This is a genomic window from Rhizobium sp. 768_B6_N1_8, assembly GCF_051811225.1.
Classification (GTDB): domain Bacteria; phylum Pseudomonadota; class Alphaproteobacteria; order Rhizobiales; family Rhizobiaceae; genus Rhizobium.
In genome coordinates, this window is sequence record NZ_JBPWPV010000001.1 from 3,081,968 (window position 1) to 3,102,765 (window position 20,798).

A 20,798-nucleotide genomic window follows, 5' to 3' on the forward strand; every position below is an offset into this window, starting at 1 on the left:
GAATCAGAAGAGAATCAGCGCGCCATCCCGAATTAGGGGGAAACCGTGCCTCTTCGTTTCGAACAGTCAGCCGTCGAACATCGGCTGCAATCCCGTGCCCACATCGGAATTACCGATGCAGAAGCGCTGACCATGTTCGCTGCCTACCGCCTCTTCGGCTTCTGGCGGATGAACCTCGAGACCGGGCATTTCTTCGCCAGCGAAGACGTACACCAGATCTTCGATCTTCCTTACAGCGAAGGTCCGGTCAACCTGACCGAACTCATGTCGCGCATCCATGCGGAAGACCGGCTGCTGATTGCCGAAACCTTCGAGCAGGCAAGCCTCTACCGGGTCGGCTTCCACTATGTCTATCGCGTCGACAACGGGCTCGGCGGCTACAAGATGGTGCGCTCCGTCGGCAAGTTCCGCGACGACGCCAGCGGCGGCGGTATCGTCGGTATCACCTATGAATTCGTCGAGAAGCTGCGCATCCTTGGCTTCGAGGACGGCGGCACTCCGGCTTAACGGTCCAGCACCGAGCGGATTTCAACCAGGTTCGACCGCACTCTCAGCATATAAAAGCCCATCGTGGCGAGATGGCTCGGCATGATCCAGCCATCCTCCCGTCCGTTGGAAATGATTGCCGGCTGGATGCGAAGTGCTGCCTGGAATTGCCGTGTCGTGCCGGCCCAGATCGCCCCGAGGTTTCGCTCCGACACAACCTGAGAGAAATCAGACTGTGCGGCCGTCAGAATCGCGTAATAAGCGTAGAGCTGCCCGTAGGCGAACCAGAATCGATCGTCCGCCCGCGTGTCGAACCAGCCGCGATTATGGTTTTCCGAGCGCTCGGCCAGCATGTCGGAGGTGCTGCCGAGATCGTTGGCGATGCGGTCGATGAACTGCATCAGGTTGTCCGCGCGACCGTCGAAAACTGCGTTGCAGGCGGCGAGATCAGTGTTGAACTTGCGCAAGTCTTTGATGGCCGTGCGATAATAGGCAGGCGTCGGCGTCTTCAGTCCGAAGGGATCGAGCCCGAAATACCAGCTGTGTTCATCGAACTGCAGATTGCCGCGCGCGCTCTGCAGATCATTGTTGATGCCGGACGTGCCTCGCACGCGCCCGAGCGTATCAACAAGCTCCGCCGAAGTTCGCCGGACCGCCTGGTTGATGCCGCGCTGGAAGGATGCCTTGTTGTCCAGGAAGGGCGTGTGATCCCAATCGATGCCGAACAGGCCCATCTTGTAGAGCACCATCGACGATATCCAGGCATTCTGGTTGACGTTGAAATCCGTCAGATCGGCCGCGACATCGACGATCGCCGAGCGCTGGCAGGTCTTGGCAGCAATTCCGTCGGCCGCCGGAATTTCCTGTCCTGCCGGCACCTTGCGATCCGAAAGGCGATATTGATCGACGAAGTTCGTATTGAAATTCGACCAGGCCTGCGTCTGCCAGATGAAATAGCCGTAAAGGACGACGAGAAGTGCGAGAAACGCGATGATCGGCAGCCGGATCATCCAGGTCCGCCGCGCATACCATCCGTGCGCGGCCATGAATGGCCAGATCGCCCAGGCGGCAAAAAGGCGAACCCAGCGGCTGATCGTCTGGCCGATCAGTCTGAAAAAACCGGCAATCCGGTCGAGCATCGTCGTCTCCTGTCAGGCGGCGAAAACAGGGATATCCTTTCCATCCACATATGCGCTCGATCGCCCAAGTACAACAACAGACAAGGATATTTCGGCCAACGGAGTGCGAGCCAGACGCGACAGATCGGATACGCCTTCCCTCGCCGCCCCGTTAGGAGCGCAGCGAACGGAGGAATCCGAGGCCGAACATCGGAGATTTTCGCACCACATCGATCAGCGGCGCCTCCGAGGGCTCCTCGGCATAGGCGGGAAATTTCCGGGCAAATTCCTGATCTGCACGGCTCTTTCGCTGGACCAGATCCTGAGGCACCAGCATGCCCTTTTCGAAAAGCGCAATAGATGCGGCAATATTCGGGAAAAGCTCCGGCTTGATCCTCACCTTCATGCCCGGACGGTCGGTATCGACCTGCGCCTGATAGATGATGAGCCGCTCCTCGGTATCGACCGAAAGCTTGCGGACGAGCACGTTGCAGCCGGCGATACGGCCATTAAGCCTGTCGACGAAGGCCTGGAACATGCCGATGAAGCGTTCGCGCCGCTGGCTCTCGTCGCGCATCGCATGTTCCTCGACGGAAATGCGCTCGGCCTCCGCCTTTAACGCTAGGCGCTCCGCTTCCATCTGCTCCCAGTGCGCCTTGTTGCCATAGACGCCGATGCGCCCCTGCGTGTTCAATGCCTTGGCGTTGAGCTCCTTCATCCGCATCCGCGCAATGTCGATCTCGTCAACAAGCCGCCGCCGATGCTCGACAATGTCGATGAGGCTCAATTCGGCGCTCTTGTGACGCTCGACAAGGGACAGCCTCTGGCCTTTAAGCAGCGTCGCCAGCAGATCGGATTTCGTCAGAAGATCGAGCAGTTGTTCCACGACCGGCGCCTCGCGCACCCGCGCGCTATGCATGCGCCACATGCGCTGTCGGGAAAACCATCCGGCCATCTTTTCACGCCGCGTCAGCCCGCGAAAACTGTCGAGATCGGCCGAAACCTTGGCCGTCAGCCGGTCGAGGGAGAAGACGAGTTCCGCAAGCAGCACATCGAGCGTGGCACTGTCGTTCAAGAAGGCCTGGAAGCGCGCATTCTGCTCCAGGAAAATCTCGTCGGATGAGCGCGACTCGTCACCATCGAAACTTGTGATGCAGGCGGCGCAATAGTCGGCTTCGCCGGCCATGGCCTCGGCAAGGTCACGGGCAGCATCATACTGGCTATCGAAGGGCGGGCTCTTGCGCACCGGGCACTCCCATGGAATCTCCGTCTTCCAGACTATTCACTTGCCGCGCTAAAGAAAACAGGCGTCGATCCGTTCAGACCGGCTCGGCAATCCATTCGCCGTTCATTGCATCATCCCAATGGCGGCGGCAGAGCGAAACATATTTCTCGTTCCCCCCGACATCGATCTGCGCGCCCTCGTGCAGCACCTTGCCCTCGGCATCGAGCCGCACGACCATGGTGGCCTTGCGCCCGCAATGGCAGATGGTACGCACCTCCCTCATCTCGTCGGCAATCGCCAGCAGCTCCTGCGAGGCCGGGAAGAGCTTGCCCTGGAAATCCGTTCTCAGGCCGTAGACCATCACGGGAATGCCGAGCCTGTCGACGACGCGGGCAAGCTGCCAAATATGATCGCGCGTCATGAAATGCGCTTCATCGACGAAGACGCAGGAGATCGCCTGTCCTTCGCTGCTGAGTTTCCGGACCAGCGCATAGAGATCGCTGTCGCTTTCGAAGGGGATGGCCTCCGCTTCGAGCCCGATACGCGAACCGATGATGCCCCGCCCCACCCGATCGTCGAAGGCCGCGATCAAGAGAACCGTGCGCATGCCGCGCTCCTGGTAATTGTAGGAGGCCTGCAGCAGCATGGTCGACTTGCCGGCATTCATCGTCGAGTAGTTGAAATAGAGTTTTGCCATCGGATTCTCCTTATCTGGCTTCTTGAAAGCTGGAGAACGCAAAGAAAAGCCCCGACAAATCGATAATCACAGGAAATCCTGGTGGCGAAATCGCCAAAGGCCTTGAAATTCAAGCTTTCCCAAAAAACGCTGAGGCGTCGCAATCATATAGTCCGGAACGCCGCAAACGCGCCGAGATCGCTTGTAAAACTGGTCTATTGATGGTTGGCTTGGGAACGTAAGACTGGGAGTCTAAAATGAAAACAACAAGCGCATTCAAACTCATTACCGCAACTGCAGTCGCAGCTCTCTCCGTTGCGACCGCCGCCTTCTCCGCAGACCCTGAAAGCTGCTCCACCGTCCATCTTTCGGATATCGGCTGGACGGACGTCACGTCGACTACGGCGACCGCCTCCCTGCTCCTCAAGAAGCTTGGTTATGAGACCGACATCAAGGTTCTCTCCTTGCCGGTCACCTATACCTCGATGAAGAACAAGGACATCGACGTGTTCCTCGGCAACTGGATGCAGTCCCAGAAGGCAGATATCCAGCCCTACCTCGACGACAAGTCGGTCGAATCTTACGGTCCGAACCTCGTCGGCGCCAAGTACACGCTGGCAACCAATGCCAAGGGCGCCGAACTCGGTATCAAGGACTTCAAGGATATCGCTGCCCACAAGAGTGATCTCGACGGCAAGATCTACGGTATCGAGCCCGGCAATGACGGCAACCGCCACGTCATCGACATGATCGACAAGAACACCTTCGGCATGAAGGAGATGGAACTGGTCGAATCCTCCGAGCAGGGCATGTTGGCGCAGGTCGCCCGCGCCGAGAAGGAAGGCAAGCCCATCGTCTTCCTCGGCTGGGAACCGCATCCGATGAACACCAACTTCAAGATGACCTATCTGTCGGGTGGCGACGACACGTTCGGACCGAATTTCGGCGGCGCCGAAGTCTATACCAACGTGCGTGCCGGCTATCTCGATGAGTGCCCGAACGTCGGGACGCTGGTCAAGAATCTGAAGTTCTCCCTGAAGATGGAGAACGAGATCATGAACAAGATCCTGAACGACGGCGAAGATCCGGAAAAGGCAGCGGGCGAATGGCTAAAGGCCAATCCGTCCACGGTTGATCCCTGGCTTGCCGGCGTCAAGACGCGCGATGGCAGCAGCGATGGCCTCGCAGCCGTCAAGTCCGGCCTCGGCCTCTGATGAAATGAACGGGGCGGATCTGCCGCCCCGTTTTCGTTTTCATCCCGATCTTCGTTCTTAAAAGACAGGCGCGCCTCGTGAATTGGATCACCGACGCTAAAATTCCCATTGGCCCCTGGGCCAAGTCCTTCGTTGACTGGCTGACGACAAACGGCGAATGGTTCTTCAACCAACTCTCCGCGCTGCTGTCCCACGTCATCAATGCCTTGCTTTTCGTGCTGCAGACGCCCAATCCGCTGATTGCCATCCTTGCCATCAGCCTCGTCGCCTGGTGGCTGCGCCGATCGATAACAGTGGCGGTCTTCACCTGTCTTGGGCTGCTGCTCATCATGAACCAGGGCTATTGGAAGGAGACGACGGAAACGCTGGCGCTCGTACTCGCCGCGACCTTCGTCAGCATGGTGATCGGCATTCCGCTCGGCATTGCCGCTGCCCGCCGCGCCTGGATCTATGCCGCGATGCGGCCCGTTCTGGACCTCATGCAGACCATTCCGACCTTCGTCTATCTGATTCCAGCACTTATCCTTTTCGGCCTCGGCATGGTGCCGGGCCTGATCGCAACCGTCATCTTCGCCATCCCCGCCCCCATCCGCCTTACCCGCCTCGGCATTATCTCGACGCCCCCTTCCCTCGTCGAAGCCGCCGTCGCGTTCGGCGCGACGCCGATCCAAGTTCTGCGCAAGGTCGAGCTGCCCTTTGCAACGCCGCAGATCATGGCCGGCCTGACGCAGACCATCATGCTCTCCCTCTCGATGGTCGTGATCGCCGCCCTCGTTGGCGCTCCCGGTCTCGGCGTACCGGTCGTGCGTGCCTTGAACACCGTCAACATCGCCAAGGGTTTTGAGGCCGGTTTCTGTATCGTCATTCTGGCAATCATTCTGGACCGCATGTTCCGCACCGCAGGCGAAGGAGACGGCGCATGACCGCGGTCAGTTTCAGAGACGTCAACATCATCTTCGGCGACCGTCCGGAAATTGGGCTCGCCATGGTCGACCAGGGTCGCTCACGTGACGAGATCGGGGCCGAGACCGGTCTTGTTCTCGGCGTCGCCAATGCCTCGCTGACCATCGAGGAAGGCGAAATCCTCGTGCTGATGGGCCTATCGGGTTCCGGCAAGTCGACGCTCCTGCGCGCCGTCAATGGGCTTGCGCCGGTCGTGCGCGGCGACGTCGCCGTTTCGACGGCAACGGGGCCGGTAAACCCCTACAAATGCAGTGCCAAGGCGCTGCGCGACCTGCGCACGCATACGGTCTCCATGGTGTTCCAGCAATTCGCCCTCCTGCCCTGGCGCACCGTTGCCGAGAATGTCGGTTTCGGCCTTGAGCTCTCGGGCGTACGGGAAGCCGAGCGCAAGAGCCGGGTCGGCGAGCAGCTCGAACTCGTCAACCTGACGAAATGGGCGGACCGCAAGGTCAACGAGCTCTCCGGCGGCATGCAGCAGCGCGTCGGCCTTGCCCGTGCATTCGCCACCGGCGCGCCGATCCTCCTTATGGACGAGCCGTTCTCCGCGCTCGATCCGCTGATCCGTACGCGCCTGCAGGACGAGTTGCTGGAATTCCAGCGGCGGCTGAAGAAGACCATCCTCTTCGTCAGCCACGATCTCGACGAGGCCTTCCGCATCGGCAATCGCATCGCCATCATGGAGGGCGGACGCATCATCCAGTGCGGAACGCCACAGGAGATCGTCAAGAACCCGGCCGATCAATATGTCGCCGACTTCGTGCAGAACATGAATCCGATCAACATGCTGATGGCTTCTGACATCATGCAGCCTGGGCTTGGCGACGCCGCAATCGGCATGTCGGTCAGCGCCACTGCGCGCCCCACGACGCCGCTTGTCGATATCCTCGATGCCCTCTCCCGGCAGCCCGGCAGTATCGGCGTGGTCGACAACGGCCAGATCGTCGGCACGATCTCGGCGCAGGATGTCGTCACCGGCCTCACGCGGCACAAGCGGAAGGAATAGAGCATGTCGCGCAAAAGTGTGCAGCGGTTTCGCGGTAACGACATGTGAAAACGAAAACTAAAGCGTGGCAAGCGAATCCTGGACATCGCGACACGCTTTAGACTTGATCCTTTCACTCCGCTTTGCGACAACGCGGATATGAAAGAACCGTCCTCCACGCTCCGCGAAACCGACGACGAGGCCCGCAAGCTGGCGCGCACTCTCTTGCGCTCCGCCCGCTATGCTGCCCTCGCCGTTCTCGATCCCGAAACCGGCTTTCCCTTCGCAAGCCGGGTTCTCCTCGGCACCGACATAGACGGCGTGCCTGTTATTCTCGTTTCCGCGCTCTCGACCCACACGAAAGCGCTCGCTGCCGATGCCAGGGCCTCGCTCCTGACCGGCGAGCCCGGCAAGGGCGATCCGCTCGCCCATGCCCGCCTGACGACCCAATGCCGTGCGGAACAGGTGGAGCGGGATACGCCTCTCCACGCGCGCATCCGCACTCGTTTCCTCAACCGTCACGCCAAGGCGAAACTCTATATCGATTTCCCTGATTTCCGTTTCTTCCGGCTCATCCCGCAATCGGCCAGCCTTAATGGCGGATTCGGCCGTGCTTACATTTTGGACGGCAGCGATCTCGTGATTCACTCCGAGGCAAATGATCACATCGCTGAAAAAGCTGACGCCGCAGTGCAAGATTTAGTAGCGCGCCATCCGGACCTCATGTTAGCGCTGACATCCAGGCTGAAGGCACCTGAAGCGGGTCCCTGGCGCATATGTGGGGTCGATTCCGAAGGTTTTGATATGATTTCAGGTGACTTATTGATGCGTTGCGAGTTCGACATACCCGCTGAGGACTTAGATCACATTTGTTCAAACATATCTAAAATAGCATACCTGATACCTTAAATTTAGGTATATACAATCTTCGAGCCCAATTGCTAGTTTTCGCCGTCAGTCAAAGAACCGTCTGACGGCCTGTGCCTGTACGGATGATGTACGTTTCGCATTAGGAAGAAAAAATATGGAAACCTCTGATTTGGCCGAGCACACCAATGTGGCGGCAGCTTTATTATCGGCCATGGCCAACCCCAAGCGTTTGCTGATCCTCACCAGCCTGGTAAAGGGAGAAGTGCCTGTCGGCGTTCTCGCCACCCAGGTCGGCCTGAGCCAGTCGGCCCTCTCCCAGCATCTGTCGAAATTGCGCGCTCAGAAGCTGGTCAAGACCCGTCGTGATGCACAGACGATCTACTATTCCAGCAACTCCGAGCCGGTCATGAAGATCCTCGCGACGCTGGAGGATATCTACGTGGCTCAGAACCGGAGCAGGTCTGCAGCCTGATGTCAGCGCTGACATGATGTCAGTCTGAGCAGCGTTCCAGGGAAATGCTTCCGCGGGCGCCGCTTAACGATTTTCAGCACGTAAAACCTTTGGGACCGGCAATTCGCAAGAATTGCCGGTCCCGTCTGTGTCAGAACGACAGGTTAGCTGCCCACCACTCCGTTGCTAGCGCGCGTCAGCACGACGAGCGACGGACGCGCCGGCACACCCGGCTTGAAGTCCGGCCAGTTAGTGCCGGCATCTTCCATTGAGGTCGCATCCTCGTTATCGGCCATGCGCAATTCACCCGGATGCTGGACCGAGAGGAAGACACTGGAGCCGTCCGAGGTAAAGGTCGGCGAGCAGGTCTCCGAACCGACAGGCGCGATATAGATGAGCTTCGGCAAAGCGCGGCCCGAACCCTCCGTATCCATCACATAGACGGAATCGGCGATGCCCTCAGGCGGCGGGCCGTCGGTGGTCACCCAAAGGCGGCCTGCTGGATCCACGGCAAGGTTATCGGGGTCGGTGAACCAGCCGGCCGAGGTGGTCGCCGGGTGGAACATCGCCTGGTCTTCGGGCTTGGCCGGATCGCCGCAGAGCACGAAGACGTCCCACTTGAAGCTCTCAGCGGCGTAATCGGGCTTATCAGGACCGCCTGGCGTTACAAGCTCCAGCAGATGCCCATGCGGGTTGGGGCCACGTGGATTGGCAACGTTGACCTGTTCCTTCTCGTCGTCCCCCTGGCCCTTCGGCAAGCGATCCTCGTTTTCGGTCATCGCCACATAGAGCTTGCCGGTGCCGGGATGCGGGATGAAGCCCTCCGGCCCGTCCATCGGCGTCGCACCAACAAGGTCGGCGGCAGTGCGGGTGGCGAGAACCACGTCTGCCTGCGTCTTGAAGCCGGCTTCCGCCGTCAGCGGGCCTTCGCCGGCGATCAGCGGGATCCAGCGCATCGTGCCGTCGCTTTCGAACTTGGCGACAGACAGCGTGCCGTGATCGAGCAGATCCTTGTTGGCGGCGCGATCGTTGGGGTTCCACGGATCGCGGGTGACGAAGCGGTAGATATATTCGAAATCGTCGTCATCGCCCATGAAGACCACGACGCGGCCGTCAGGCGCGACGCAACATTGCGCGCCTTCATGTGTCATGCGGCCGAGCGAGGTGCGCTTGACCGGCTTTGCCGTCGGATCGAAGGGATCGATTTCGACGACCCAGTCGAAACGCATCCACTCGTTCGACTCTTCCTCGAACTTGAAGCGCGGCTCGACGCGGCTGACGGAATAGATGTCGTTCTCATCCTCGTCCCAACCCTGGCGCTCGACCAGTTCCTGGTTCGGCAACTTGGTATAGTCGCCGGCAAAAACATCCATCGCGCCTTCTTCGCCTGAGAGCATCGTGCCCCAGGGTGTGATGCCGCCATTGCAGTTCGAGATCGTGCCGAAGACAACCGTGCCGGTCGGATCGGCCTTGGTCTTGAGCCGGTCGTCGCCGGCAGCCGGGCCGGAAATGCCGATCTCCGTACTCATGTGGATGCGGCGGTTATACTTGCCGTCCTTGACCACGTGCCATTGATTGCCATCCTTGCGCACTTCGAAAACGGATACGCCGACAGCAGCCATGACGGCGCGGATTTGATCCTCGGTCGTCTTCTCGCGGTAGTTGTCAGCGGTCAGGCCCGGGAACATCAGAAAGGGCGTCGCATATTCATGGCTGACGACCATCAGGCCGTGATCGGAGCTCTTTTCGCCCCACGGCAGCGGCAGGAACTGCGTGAAGTCATTGTTGTAGCCAAACTGGCGCTCGGCCGCCTTGCCATTCAGCTTGGCGACATCGAATTCCGGGCTGTCGGTAAAGAGAGCGTCGCCCCAGCGAATGAGGATCTGGCGCTCGTAACCATCAGGCCAATGGTCGGCGGTGTCGCGCACGCGCTTCAGTTCGGGGAAAGTAAGGGTCGACTCGGCAGCTTCTGCCCTCGTTGCTTCGAGCGCCGGCGCAAAAGCAGCCGCACCCATGGCGGCGATGAAGCCCTTGAGAACGGTACGGCGACGAACGCCTTCTTCGAGAATGGTGCCGTAGCTCGGCGCAAATGCACGCCGCGGATTGGGACGCGGTCTGGTTTTCTGGCGGTCCGTCATGACTACCTCCGGTAAAAATGGTTGAATTTCAAGGAAATGAATGAAATGCCCTCGGCCATTGCGGCCATCGATTTTTGTAGCAATGCCGGGCGAAGGATTGATGACGCCCGAAGTGTCCGGCAACGGCAGACAGCGGCGCTTCTTCGGCTTGACGCCTTGCCGGGCGCTGATAATTTGACCGGGCAGTAAAAATAAACGGCACCAAGCCTTGAACGGGAACGGCCTCCCCAACGGCCAGGAGAACAGCATGTCCAACCGCCTGAATGCAACGCCAAACGACCTTCGCGCCTTTTGGATGCCCTTTACCGCAAATCGCCAGTTCAAGAAGGAACCGCGCCTCTTCGTGAGCGCCAAGGATATGTACTACCAGACCCATGACGGGCGTCAGGTTCTGGACGGTACGGCTGGCCTCTGGTGCGTGAATGCCGGCCACTGCCGCCCGAAGATCACCGAGGCGATCAGCGAACAGGCCGGCGAACTCGATTACGCCCCGGCCTTCCAGCTCGGTCATCCCAAGGCTTTCGAACTCGCCAACCGCCTGGTCGACATCGCGCCTGAGGGCTTGGACCATGTCCTCTTCACCAATTCCGGTTCGGAATCGGTGGAAACGGCGCTCAAGGTGGCGCTCGCCTATCATCGCGTGAAGGGCAATGGCTCACGCTTCCGCCTGATCGGCCGCGAACGCGGCTATCACGGCGTCAATTTCGGCGGCATCTCGGTCGGCGGCATCGTCACCAACCGCAAGATGTTCGGCACGCTGCTGACCGGCGTCGATCACATGCCGCATACCCACCTGCCCGGCAAGAACAACTTCACCCGCGGCGAACCCGAAATTGGCGGCGATATCGCCACCGAACTCGAGCGCATCGTCACTCTGCACGATGCATCCACGGTCGCCGCCGTGATCGTCGAACCGGTTGCGGGTTCGACCGGCGTTCTCATCCCGCCGAAGGGCTATCTGCAGAAGCTGCGCGAGATCTGCACCAAGCATGGCATCCTGCTGATCTTCGATGAAGTCATCACCGGCTTCGGCCGTCTGGGCGCTCCCTTCGCTGCTCAGTACTACGATGTGAAGCCCGACATCATCACCACCGCCAAGGGCCTAACCAACGGCGTCATCCCGATGGGTGCTGTCTTCGTGACCTCGGAAATCCATGATGCCTTCATGAATGGCCCCGAGCACATGATCGAGTTCTTCCACGGCTATACCTATTCCGGTAACCCGATCGCCTCGGCCGCAGCTCTTGCAACGCTCGACACCTACAAGGAAGAGGACCTGCTGACCCGCGCAGCCGAACTCTCCGACTACTGGGCCGACGCGCTGCATTCGCTGAAGGATTGCCCCAATGTCATCGACATCAGAAACACCGGCCTTATCGGCGCCATCGAACTCGACCCGATCGCCGGTGAGCCGACCAAGCGGGCCTTCACGGCCTTCCTCAAGGCTTACGAAAGCGGCCTGCTGATCCGCACGACAGGCGACATCATCGCTCTCTCACCGCCGCTGATCATCGAGAAGAAGCACATCGACGAACTCTTCGGCAAGCTGCGTACGATCCTGCAGAACAACATCTGAGCTCGATCGTCCCGATTGAATTCAAGGGCGAGGCTTCGGCCTCGCCCTTTCTTTTGATATCGGCGACCTCGATCGCGTTATCGGTCTCCAGCCTCAGGGATTTCCTCCAGACAGGGCAAATCAACCCAATGGAGATCCCATGCCAAGACTCGCCTTTGTCCTCCCTCTGCTCCTGCTGCTGGTATCAGCAGCACATGCCGGAACCGGGTTCCGCCAAACCACCCTGCCCGGCAAAAACGCCGATCGCTCGATGCATGTCAGCATCTGGTATCCGACCGCGTCTGACGCCACACCCGTCCTTCTCGGCGAAACACCGGCCTTCGTCGGCCAACCTGTCATCAAGGACGCCGAACCCGTGGCCGGCCCGCATCCGCTGGTCGTCCTCTCCCATGGTTATGGCGGCAGCTGGCGCAACCTCGCCTGGCTTGCGGCCGACCTCGTTGACGCGGGCTATGTCGTCGCCGCACCCGATCATCCCGGCACGACCACACTCGACATGCGAAAGCCCGATGCCGTTAAACTGTGGAAGCGCCCTGGCGACCTCAGCCGCACGATCGATGCGCTGCTCGACAATCCCGATCTGACGGGCGGCGTGGCATCCGATCGGATTGCCGCCATCGGCCATTCGCTCGGCGGCTGGACGGTCGTCGAACTGGCGGGCGGCCGCTTCGACGCGGCCAAGGTGACGAAGAATTGCATGGCTGAATTCAGCGCGATCTATTGCAAGATATTCGAGGCGCTCGGCATCGGACGCGATGCGGCTTCCAACGCGGCGATGGCCGCCGATCTCGGTGATGCAAGAATTCGTGCCGCGGTGACGCTCGACCTCGGACCTGGCCGCGGGCTGACACCGGAGAGCCTTGCGGCAATCCATATCCCTCTCATGGTGCTGGGTGCTGCGGCGGATGTCGATGCGGAGACGGCAACCGAGGCGGACATAGCCGCCACCAACAAGGATTCCGGCTACCTTGCCCGCTATCTGCCGCCAGCGACCACCACCTACAGCCTTATCCCCGGATCGCTGCATTTCAGCTTCATGCAGTCCTGCAAACCTGACGCCGCCGAACTGATCGAGAAGGAAGCGCCAGGGGAGAGCATCGTCTGCCGGGATGGTGTTGGCGCGGATCGCGGAACGATTCACCAGCAGGTTTCCAGCATGGTCACGGATTTCCTGGGAAAGGCGCTCGCTGATCAATAGAGCAGCTTCCTCATCCTGCGCGCTTTCGGGAAGCCACGGATCACGAAGACATTCGGCCTGCGGCGGATCAGATCCCTGCAGCCTTGTGTGATGAGACAGATACGCTCAGGAAACGGAGGCTATCGACAGGCAGAGGGCGAATTTTTTGACGAGCCGGCGGTCGAAATGCCCTTCATTGGCAAGCATCCAGCTCAGCGCCTCCTTCGCGCTCCACGGAGCCTTGTAGGGGCGCACCGAAGTAACGGCGTCATAGACATCGCAAATCGCGGCAAGACGTGCGTGAAGGCTGATCTCGCCGTGGGACAGCTTGCGCGGATAACCCTTGCCGTCGATCCGTTCATGATGATTGAGGCAAACGTCGAGAACGATTTCCGACATGCCCTCCTGACGCGACAGGATCGCATGCCCTTTTTCCGGATGATCACGGATCAACTGGATCTCGTCTTCGTTCAGGCGCCCTTCCTTGTTGAGTACTTCGAGCGGAATTTCGAGCTTGCCGACGTCGTGCAACAGCCCAGCCGTGCCGAGTGTCTGCACCACTTCCTCATCCAGTCCGAGATGGCGGCTGAAAAGGATCATCAAGGCACTGACCGAAAGGGAATGCAGAAAGGTCACTTCATCCTTGGACTTCAGCCGGGTGACGCTCATGAAGACGGCAGGGTGGTCATCCATCGATTTGGAAACGGAGGAAATCACCGGCTCGACCTGATCGACGGTGATCCCATCTCCACCCTGCAGCCGACCGAAGACATCTTCCAGGACCTCCACGGATCTCTGAATGGTCTCGCGCGCTGCCTTGACGTCGATCTCGATCTTGCGTGAGGTGTTCCTGACATCGAGGCCCTTGGTGGTGTTGATCACGACACCTGCATCCGCGCACTCATTGAGCTTCAGCGTATCGCTCTCGCGTCGCAGTAAGAACCGTCGCCGAGATAGAAGAGGATCGTGCCAGATACCCTCGACCATCTCGATAAACATTCCGGTCCGCACCTGCCTGGCTTCAATACGCTTGAGCATCCAGATATCTGTTCCCGCTATCCATATATCGACAAATCGAATATTTTATTGCACCGCAACAATATCTACAGGAACGACAGTTATACTGGGATTCTCAGAATCAATTATTAATTGGATTGAATATATGAATTACCGCAAGGATCATTGGCGGGCCGACACAAGGCAGACCGAAAATTGCGGGAAATGGACTGAAAAATCAAAAAATCGGGCGCAATCTTTCCAGATTTGGCGAAAACGAACCTGATCTTGTTATCATCTTGCGGAATCTCACCGAAATTCCTAGAAATCTTGCCATGCGCCGCGCGAGCCAAATATGGCCGCGGGGCTCATTGATCGCGCAGCTTTTCCTCGTCCTTGGCACGCTCCCGAAGGGATCGCTGACAAAAGAAACGGCTTTCGCGGCAAGCAACCGGTGGTCGAAGACGACCCTACCCAAGGAGAGAGAACATGACCCTGAAGACCCTGACGGCGACGCTTGTCGCCTCGCTGGCATTTGCGCCACTCGCGCATGCGGATATCGTCATCGGCCTCATCGCACCGCTGACCGGCCCGGTGGCAGCCTATGGTGACCAGGTAAAGAACGGCGCGCAGACCGCCGTCGATGAAATCAACAAGAGCGGCGGCATTCTCGGTGAGAAGGTCGTGATCGAACTCGCTGACGACGCGGGCGAACCGAAGCAGGGCGTTTCCGCCGCGAACAAGGTTGTCGCCGACGGCATCCGCTTCGTCGTCGGTCCGGTCACCTCCGGCGTTGCAATCCCGGTTTCCGACGTTCTGGCCGAAAACGGCGTGCTGATGGTCACGCCAACGGCAACCGCGCCTGACCTCACCAAGCGCGGCCTGACCAACGTTCTGCGCACCTGCGGCCGTGACGACCAGCAGGCCGAAGTCGCCGCCAAATATGCTCTGGAACACTTCAAGGACAAGCGCGTCGCCATTATCAACGACAAGGGCGCTTACGGTAAGGGCCTTGCCGACGCCTTCAAGGCAACGCTGAACGCCGGCGGCGTCACCGAAGTCATCAATGACTCCATCACGCCCGGCGACAAGGACTTCTCCGCACTCACGACCCGTATCAAGGCCGAGAAGGTCGATCTCGTCTATTTCGGCGGCTACCACCCGGAAGGCGGCCTGCTTGCCCGCCAGTTGCATGACCTCTCGGTCAACGCTCAGATCATCGGCGGCGACGGCCTCTCCAACACCGAGTTCTGGTCGATCGGCACGGATGCGGCAGCCGGCACGTTGTTTACCAACGCCTCCGACGCCACCAAGAGCCCGGACTCCAAGGCTGCTGCCGATGCACTGGCCGCCAAGAACATCCCGGCCGAAGCCTTCACGCTCAACGCCTATGCAGCCGTTGAAGTCCTGAAGGCTGGCATCGAAAAGGCCGGTAGCGCCGAGGATGCGGAAGCCGTTGCTGCTGCCCTGAAGGGCGGTGAGCCGATCTCGACCGTCATCGGCAAGCTCACCTACGGCGAAACCGGCGACCTCACCTCGCAGAGCTTCTCGCTCTACAAGTGGGAAGGCGGCAAGATCGTTGCTGCCGAGTAATCGAAACGAATGAGACACGGGACCGGGCGCCATTGGCGTCCGGTTTCGTTTGCGGGCATCCAATCCGCAGACAGATGCGCTATAACTCGCGGAATCGATTGTATCGCGAGGATAGTCATGACCGCCAAGCTCGAACGTCTCATCGATCAGGGTGTGGGTCGCATACCGGCCGATATCGTCTTGAAAGGCGGACGCTTCTTCGATCTCGTGACGGGTGAACTCATCCAATCGGACATTGCCATCGGTGGCGAGCGTATTGTCGGCACCTGCGGCGCCTATAGCGGCGAGACCGAGATCGATATCTCCGGCAAGATCGTCGTTCCAGGCTTCATCGACACACATCTGCACATCGAATCCTCGCTGGTCACACCGCATGAGTTCGACCGCTGCGTGCTGCCCTATGGTGTGACGACCGTGATCTGCGACCCCCACGAGATCGCCAATGTACTTGGTAAGGAAGGCATCGAGTTCTTCCTCGCTTCAGCGCTCGAAACGATCATGGACATTCGTGTTCAGCTTTCCTCCTGTGTGCCGGCCACGCATCTGGAAACATCAGGCGCCGATCTGCCGGTCGAAAGCCTCCTGCCCTATCGCGACCATCCTAAGGTCATCGGCCTTGCCGAATTCATGAATTTCCCCGGTGTGATCCACAAGGATCCCGTCTGCATGGCAAAGCTCGATGCTTTCCAGGGCGGCCATATCGATGGGCATGCACCGCTGCTCTCAGGCAACGATCTCAACGGCTATCTCTCCACCGGCATTCGCACCGAGCATGAATGCACGAATGCAGTCGAAGCGCTGGAGAAAATCCGCAAGGGCATGCATATCCTCGTGCGCGAGGGCTCCGTCTCCAAGGACCTGTACGCCCTGATGCCCATCATCACCGAACGCCTCTCGCCATACCTCGCGCTCTGCACCGATGACCGCAACCCGCTCGACATCGCCGAGCAGGGCCATCTCGACTACATGATCCGCACGGCGATCGCTGCTGGCGTCGAGCCGCTGGCGATCTACCGGGCCGCATCGATCTCCGCCGCCCGCGCCTTCGGTCTGCGTGACCGCGGCCTCGTTGCCCCCGGCTGGAAGGCAGACCTCGTCGTTATCGACAGCCTGGAGAATTGCAAGGCAGAGATGGTCTTTTCGGCCGGCCGCCGCGTCACCGATGCGCTCTTTGCCACCCGCAAGCCTGTCTCGCCTGTCGGCCTCGACAGCGTCAAGGCGCGGCCGGTCAATGCGGCCCACTTCGGCGTACCCGTTTCGGAAGGCGAAACGCCTGTCATCGGCGTCATGCCCGGCAAGATCATCACCGAGCATCGTCGCTACCGCCTGCCGGCCAGGGGCAACCAGACCATCGTTGATCTCGGCAATGACATCATCAAGGTCGCAGTCATCGAGCGTCACGGCAAGAACGGCAATCACGCCAACGGCTTCGTCCAGGGTTTTGGATTGAAGAAAGGCGCCATCGCCTCGACAGTCGGCCACGATAGCCACAATATCTGCGTCGTCGGCGTCAGCGAGGATGACATGGCGCTTGCGGCCAATCGTCTCGGCGAGATCAAGGGCGGCTTCGTCGTCGTCGAAGACGGCAAGGTCACCGGCGAGATTGCCCTGCCGGTCGCCGGCCTGATGAGCCTGGAACCCTATGAGGCGGTGCGCGACACGCTGCACCATCTGCGCAAGGCTGCCTATGCCCTCGGCACGACGCTGGAAGAACCCTTCCTGCAGGTCGCATTTCTGCCCCTGCCCGTGATCCCGCATTTGAAGATCTCGGACAAGGGGATGGTGGACGTCGATCGCTTCGCGCTGATCAGCTGACGACTGCGTTAGCTGATACGAGCGCAGAAGGCATCAAGCGCATCGAGCTGCACTGTCTTGATGCTGGCGACGGCTTTGAACCCTGGCATGGACAATGGAGCGCCCAGCACCATGCCGGCAGGAAGTTGAAATTCCGCAGGCTCACGCGTCAGGTTGAAGACGAAGAGCAGTTTATCGTCTCCCTTCTCGCGCACGAAGGCGAGGAGATCCTGATTGCTGCCAACGAATTCCATGCTGCCGTCGACGAGCGCCGGATAGGTTTTCCGGAATTCCAGCGTACGCCGGTAATGGTGCAGCACGGAACTGTCATTGTTTTCCTGGGTGTCCACGGAAAGCGCCGCCTGTTCGTAGGGCACCGGCAGCCAGCTCTTCTCGGCGCTGGTGAAACCGGCATGCGCCTTGCCGGCTTCCCATGGCATCGGCGTGCGGCACCCGTCGCGGCCCTTGAAGGCCGGCCAGAAGCGAATGCCATAGGGGTCGCGTAGGTCTTCGAAGGCAAGCTCCGCCTCCGGCAGCCCCAGCTCCTCGCCCTGATAGAGGCAGATCGAACCGCGAAGTGCTGCCAGAACGGAAATCGCCAGCTTGGCGATGACCGGACGCTCCTCTTCCGTCAGCGCGAAACGGCTGACGTGGCGGTTGACGTCGTGATTGGAGAAGGCCCAGCAGACCCAGCCGTCCTTCACCATGCGCTGGAAACTCTCGACACAGCCGCGGATATGATCTGCCGTGAAGTCCGGACCAAGCAGGTCGAAGGTGTAGCACATATGCAGCTTGTCGCCGCCGGTCGTATAGGCCGCAACGGTCTTCAGCGAACGCGCACCGTCACCGACTTCACCGACGGTCGTGCGCCCCTCATACTGGTCGAGCAAAGCCCGAAAGCGCTTGAGGAATTCAAGGTTTTCCGGCTGCGTCTTGTCGTAAAGGTGGTTCTGCATGCCATAGGGATTGCTGTCGGGCGCATCGAGGCCGGGCTGATCCGGGTCTGGCTCATGCGGCGGATTGTCTCGGAGCTGCTTGTCGCAGAAGTAATAATTCACCGTATCCAGCCGAAAACCGTCCACGCCGCGGTCCAGCCAGAACCTCACCGTCTGCAGCAGCGCATCCTGAACCGGCGTGCTGTGAAAATTCAGGTCGGGCTGCGAGGTCAGGAAGTTATGCTGGTAATATTGCCGGCGCACGCCGTCCCATTCCCAGCCAGGCCCGCCGAAGATCGACAGCCAGTTGTTCGGCGCTGTCCCATCCGGCTTCGGGTCGGCCCATACATACCAGTCGGCCTTGTCGTTCGTGCGGCTGGAACGGCTTTCCACAAACCACGGATGCCGGTCTGATGTATGAGAAATCACCTGATCGATAATGACCCTTATTCCGAGCCTGTGAGCTTCTGCCATCATCGCATCGAAATCGTCGAGCGTGCCGAAAATCGGGTCGACGTCACAATAGTCGGAGACGTCATAACCCATGTCGGCCATGGGTGATTTGAAGAAGGGAGAGAGCCAGATGGCATCGACGCCAAGGCTTGCGATATGGGAGAGGCGCCGGGTTATCCCCTTGAGATCGCCGAGCCCGTCGCCATTCGTATCCTGAAACGATCGCGGATAGACCTGATAGATCACCGCACCGCGCCACCAATCCGCATTCCCGCCTGTCTGCAGCACCATTGACCACCGCCTCCTGCTTCATTTCGCCCGCAACACTAAAGGCGGCGAAGCAAAAAACAACAGCGCAATAGCGCATTTGGACTTGAATGATGGACGGTCGCGATCGGACAAAAGGGAGACGCTTATAAGCTTGTCCACACCCGAATGCTACCCACCGGTTTAGGGGTTGCAACGCCAAACCTTTGCGTTAAGGTGCCGTTGACCTGCACGTAACAGGTCAAATCGGGAACAAATGACTAAAGAAAAGGCGAAAAGCCTAGAAAGGTGGACCCAGTATGTCCTTTTTCACGAAAAAATTTCTCGCGTCTGCAATGGTTGGCTCATTGCTCGCATTTTCGGCCCATGCGGCCACGCTGAATATCCATAATGGTGGCGACCCCACCTCGCTGGATCCGCAAAAACTCTCCGGCGACTGGGAAAACCGTATTGCCGGCGACATCTTCGAAGGCCTCGTCACCGAAGACGCCAAGGACAACCCGGTTCCCGGCCAGGCTGAAAGCTGGACCATTTCCCCTGATGGCAAGGTCTACACTTTCAAGCTCCGTGATGGCATCAAGTGGTCCGATGGCCAACCGGTAACGGCCGGCGACTTTGTGTTCGCCTTCCAGCGCCTCATCGATCCGAAAAATGCGGCCGACTACGCCTATCTGCAGTTCACCGTCAAGAACGCAGAAAAGATCAATAAGGGCGAGATCACCGATCTCAACGAGCTCGGCGTCAAGGCAATCGATGACAAGACGCTCGAGATCACCCTTGAAAACCCGACCCCTTATTTCATCAACGCCCTGATGCACTACACGGCCTATCCGCTGCCGAAGCATGTCGTCGAGGCCAAAGGTCAGGATTGGGTCAAGATTGGCAACATCGTCACCAACGGTCCGTACAAGCCGGTCGAGTGGGTCCCCGGTTCGCACGTCACGACCGTCAAGAACGACCAGTATTACGGTGCCAAGGATGTGAAGATCGACGGCGCGAAGTTCTTCGTGCTTGAAGACCAGGAAGCCGCGCTGAAGCGCTACCGCGCCGGCGAATTCGACATCCTCACCGACTTCCCGACCGACCAGTACGAGTGGATGAAGAAGAACCTGCCGGGCCAGGCGCATGTCGCCCCCTTCTCCGGCCTCTACTACTACGTCATCAACTCGACCAAGCCGCCCTTCAACGACAAGCGCGTCCGTCAGGCTCTCTCGATGGCGATCAACCGCGAAGTCATCGGCCCGCAGATCCTCGGCACCGGCGAACTGCCGGCTTACTCCTGGGTTCCGCCGGGCACGGCAAATTACGGCGAACCGGCCTACGTTTCCTGGAACGACCTTCCTTACAAGGACAAGGTTGAAGAAGCCAAGAAGCTGCTGAAGGAAGCCGGCTTCGGCCCGGATCATCCGCTGACCACCGAGCTCAAGTACAACACCAACGACAACCACAAGCGTATCGCCGTCGCGATCGCCTCCATGTGGAAGCCGCTGGGCGTGAATGTTGAGCTCGTCAACGCTGAGACGAAGGTCCATTACGACCAGCTGCAGCGTGGTGAAGTGCAGATCGGACGTGCCGGCTGGCTCGCCGACTACAACGATCCGGACAACTTCCTGAACCTGCTCGTCACGGGCGTTCAGATGAACTACGGCCGCTGGTCGAATGCCGACTATGACAAGCTGATCAAGGACGGCAACGCTCAGACCGATCTGACGAAGCGCGCCGAAATCTTCAAGAAGGCCGAACAGCTCGCGCTGGACGATTCCGCCGCACTTCCGATCTATTACTACGTCTCCAAGAACGTCGTCTCGCCCAAGATCGAGGGCTTCGTCGACAACGTTCAGGACATCCACCGCACCCGCTGGCTGTCCATCAAGGAATAAGGAT

17 protein-coding genes are annotated in these 20,798 nt (G+C 59.5%); 11 read left to right on the forward strand and 6 right to left on the reverse strand.

Features of this window, described 5'->3' with window-relative positions; all coding sequences use genetic code 11:
- Positions 1–45 precede the first annotated feature (45 nt).
- Complete coding sequence (locus AB8B33_RS15855) at positions 46–507, forward strand: diguanylate cyclase (RefSeq protein WP_113321981.1); 462 nt, start codon at positions 46–48, stop codon at positions 505–507.
- On the opposite strand, the gene AB8B33_RS15860 is transcribed toward AB8B33_RS15855, so the two are convergent.
- The 3 genes from AB8B33_RS15860 to AB8B33_RS15870 form a co-directional block, all read right to left on the reverse strand.
- Entirely contained in the window at positions 504–1,625 is a 1,122-nt protein-coding gene (locus AB8B33_RS15860) for a DUF2333 family protein (protein ID WP_439016083.1), read from the reverse strand. The genes AB8B33_RS15855 and AB8B33_RS15860 overlap by 4 nt on opposite strands.
- Positions 1,626–1,776: 151 nt before the next feature.
- On the reverse strand, positions 1,777–2,850 hold the full coding sequence (locus AB8B33_RS15865; RefSeq protein WP_439016084.1) for a hypothetical protein: 1,074 nt from the start codon (positions 2,848–2,850) through the stop codon (positions 1,777–1,779).
- Between the two features lie 73 nt (positions 2,851–2,923).
- Positions 2,924–3,526: a thymidine kinase gene (locus AB8B33_RS15870; protein ID WP_113321978.1), complete on the reverse strand. Its 603-nt coding sequence runs from the start codon at positions 3,524–3,526 to the stop codon at positions 2,924–2,926.
- A gap of 236 nt (positions 3,527–3,762) precedes the next feature.
- Between AB8B33_RS15870 and AB8B33_RS15875 the strand changes: the two genes are divergently transcribed.
- From AB8B33_RS15875 to AB8B33_RS15895, 5 genes are all read left to right on the forward strand, one after another.
- Entirely contained in the window at positions 3,763–4,719 is a 957-nt protein-coding gene (locus AB8B33_RS15875; RefSeq protein ID WP_113321977.1) for a choline ABC transporter substrate-binding protein, read from the forward strand.
- Positions 4,720–4,796: 77 nt separating this feature from the next.
- Positions 4,797–5,642 carry a choline ABC transporter permease subunit gene (gene choW, locus AB8B33_RS15880; protein ID WP_439016085.1) on the forward strand — a complete coding sequence of 282 codons (846 nt, stop codon included), beginning with the start codon at positions 4,797–4,799 and terminating at the stop codon, positions 5,640–5,642.
- Positions 5,639–6,685 carry a choline ABC transporter ATP-binding protein gene (choV, locus tag AB8B33_RS15885; RefSeq protein ID WP_439016087.1) on the forward strand — a complete coding sequence of 349 codons (1,047 nt, stop codon included), beginning with the start codon at positions 5,639–5,641 and terminating at the stop codon, positions 6,683–6,685. The genes choW and choV overlap by 4 nt, the downstream gene beginning before the upstream one ends.
- A gap of 138 nt (positions 6,686–6,823) precedes the next feature.
- The gene (locus AB8B33_RS15890; RefSeq protein WP_439016088.1) at positions 6,824–7,573 is read left to right on the forward strand and encodes a HugZ family protein; all 750 of its coding nucleotides are present in this window, start codon (positions 6,824–6,826) and stop codon (positions 7,571–7,573) included.
- 115 nt (positions 7,574–7,688) lie between these two features.
- Complete coding sequence (locus tag AB8B33_RS15895; RefSeq protein ID WP_007824533.1) at positions 7,689–8,006, forward strand: ArsR/SmtB family transcription factor; 318 nt, start codon at positions 7,689–7,691, stop codon at positions 8,004–8,006.
- A 143-nt stretch (positions 8,007–8,149) separates the two neighbouring features.
- On the opposite strand, the gene AB8B33_RS15900 is transcribed toward AB8B33_RS15895, so the two are convergent.
- Positions 8,150–10,123: a PhoX family protein gene (locus AB8B33_RS15900; protein WP_439016089.1), complete on the reverse strand. Its 1,974-nt coding sequence runs from the start codon at positions 10,121–10,123 to the stop codon at positions 8,150–8,152.
- A 247-nt stretch (positions 10,124–10,370) separates the two neighbouring features.
- Here AB8B33_RS15900 and AB8B33_RS15905 point away from each other — a divergent pair, with 247 nt between their 5' ends.
- Both AB8B33_RS15905 and AB8B33_RS15910 read left to right on the forward strand, forming a co-directional pair.
- Positions 10,371–11,699 (forward strand): aspartate aminotransferase family protein, encoded by a 1,329-nt coding sequence (locus AB8B33_RS15905; protein WP_439016090.1) that lies wholly within the window; start codon positions 10,371–10,373, stop codon positions 11,697–11,699.
- Between the two features lie 139 nt (positions 11,700–11,838).
- On the forward strand, positions 11,839–12,897 hold the full coding sequence (locus tag AB8B33_RS15910) for an alpha/beta hydrolase family protein (protein ID WP_439016091.1): 1,059 nt from the start codon (positions 11,839–11,841) through the stop codon (positions 12,895–12,897).
- A gap of 105 nt (positions 12,898–13,002) precedes the next feature.
- Here the strand turns inward: AB8B33_RS15910 and AB8B33_RS15915 are convergent, their stop codons facing one another.
- Complete coding sequence (locus AB8B33_RS15915; protein WP_439016092.1) at positions 13,003–13,914, reverse strand: HD-GYP domain-containing protein; 912 nt, start codon at positions 13,912–13,914, stop codon at positions 13,003–13,005.
- A gap of 447 nt (positions 13,915–14,361) precedes the next feature.
- On the opposite strand from AB8B33_RS15915, the gene AB8B33_RS15920 reads away from it, so the two are divergent.
- Together AB8B33_RS15920 and ade are read left to right on the forward strand one after the other, a co-directional pair.
- Positions 14,362–15,465: a branched-chain amino acid ABC transporter substrate-binding protein gene (locus AB8B33_RS15920; protein WP_439016093.1), complete on the forward strand. Its 1,104-nt coding sequence runs from the start codon at positions 14,362–14,364 to the stop codon at positions 15,463–15,465.
- A gap of 117 nt (positions 15,466–15,582) precedes the next feature.
- Entirely contained in the window at positions 15,583–17,280 is a 1,698-nt protein-coding gene (gene ade, locus AB8B33_RS15925; RefSeq protein WP_439016094.1) for an adenine deaminase, read from the forward strand.
- Between the two features lie 8 nt (positions 17,281–17,288).
- On the opposite strand, the gene bglA is transcribed toward ade, so the two are convergent.
- Positions 17,289–18,938: a beta-galactosidase BglA gene (bglA, locus tag AB8B33_RS15930; RefSeq protein WP_439016095.1), complete on the reverse strand. Its 1,650-nt coding sequence runs from the start codon at positions 18,936–18,938 to the stop codon at positions 17,289–17,291.
- 275 nt (positions 18,939–19,213) lie between these two features.
- On the opposite strand from bglA, the gene AB8B33_RS15935 reads away from it, so the two are divergent.
- Positions 19,214–20,794 (forward strand): peptide ABC transporter substrate-binding protein, encoded by a 1,581-nt coding sequence (locus tag AB8B33_RS15935; RefSeq protein WP_439016096.1) that lies wholly within the window; start codon positions 19,214–19,216, stop codon positions 20,792–20,794.
- The last annotated feature ends 4 nt before the right edge of the window (positions 20,795–20,798 follow it).

Excerpts from the sequence above, each read along its gene's own strand:
- AB8B33_RS15860 (WP_439016083.1), bottom strand. The coding sequence starts at position 1,625 with ATGCTCGACCGGATTGCCGGTTTTTTCAGACTGATCGGCCAGACGATC.
- AB8B33_RS15870 (WP_113321978.1), bottom strand. The coding sequence starts at position 3,526 with ATGGCAAAACTCTATTTCAACTACTCGACGATGAATGCCGGCAAGTCG.
- AB8B33_RS15875 (WP_113321977.1), top strand. The coding sequence starts at position 3,763 with ATGAAAACAACAAGCGCATTCAAACTCATTACCGCAACTGCAGTCGCA.
- choV (WP_439016087.1), top strand. The coding sequence starts at position 5,639 with ATGACCGCGGTCAGTTTCAGAGACGTCAACATCATCTTCGGCGACCGT.
- AB8B33_RS15890 (WP_439016088.1), top strand. The coding sequence starts at position 6,824 with ATGAAAGAACCGTCCTCCACGCTCCGCGAAACCGACGACGAGGCCCGC.
- AB8B33_RS15895 (WP_007824533.1), top strand. The coding sequence starts at position 7,689 with ATGGAAACCTCTGATTTGGCCGAGCACACCAATGTGGCGGCAGCTTTA.
- AB8B33_RS15900 (WP_439016089.1), bottom strand. The coding sequence starts at position 10,123 with ATGACGGACCGCCAGAAAACCAGACCGCGTCCCAATCCGCGGCGTGCA.
- AB8B33_RS15905 (WP_439016090.1), top strand. The coding sequence starts at position 10,371 with ATGTCCAACCGCCTGAATGCAACGCCAAACGACCTTCGCGCCTTTTGG.
- AB8B33_RS15910 (WP_439016091.1), top strand. The coding sequence starts at position 11,839 with ATGCCAAGACTCGCCTTTGTCCTCCCTCTGCTCCTGCTGCTGGTATCA.
- AB8B33_RS15915 (WP_439016092.1), bottom strand. The coding sequence starts at position 13,914 with ATGCTCAAGCGTATTGAAGCCAGGCAGGTGCGGACCGGAATGTTTATC.
- AB8B33_RS15920 (WP_439016093.1), top strand. The coding sequence starts at position 14,362 with ATGACCCTGAAGACCCTGACGGCGACGCTTGTCGCCTCGCTGGCATTT.
- ade (WP_439016094.1), top strand. The coding sequence starts at position 15,583 with ATGACCGCCAAGCTCGAACGTCTCATCGATCAGGGTGTGGGTCGCATA.
- bglA (WP_439016095.1), bottom strand. The coding sequence starts at position 18,938 with ATGGTGCTGCAGACAGGCGGGAATGCGGATTGGTGGCGCGGTGCGGTG.
- AB8B33_RS15935 (WP_439016096.1), top strand. The coding sequence starts at position 19,214 with ATGTCCTTTTTCACGAAAAAATTTCTCGCGTCTGCAATGGTTGGCTCA.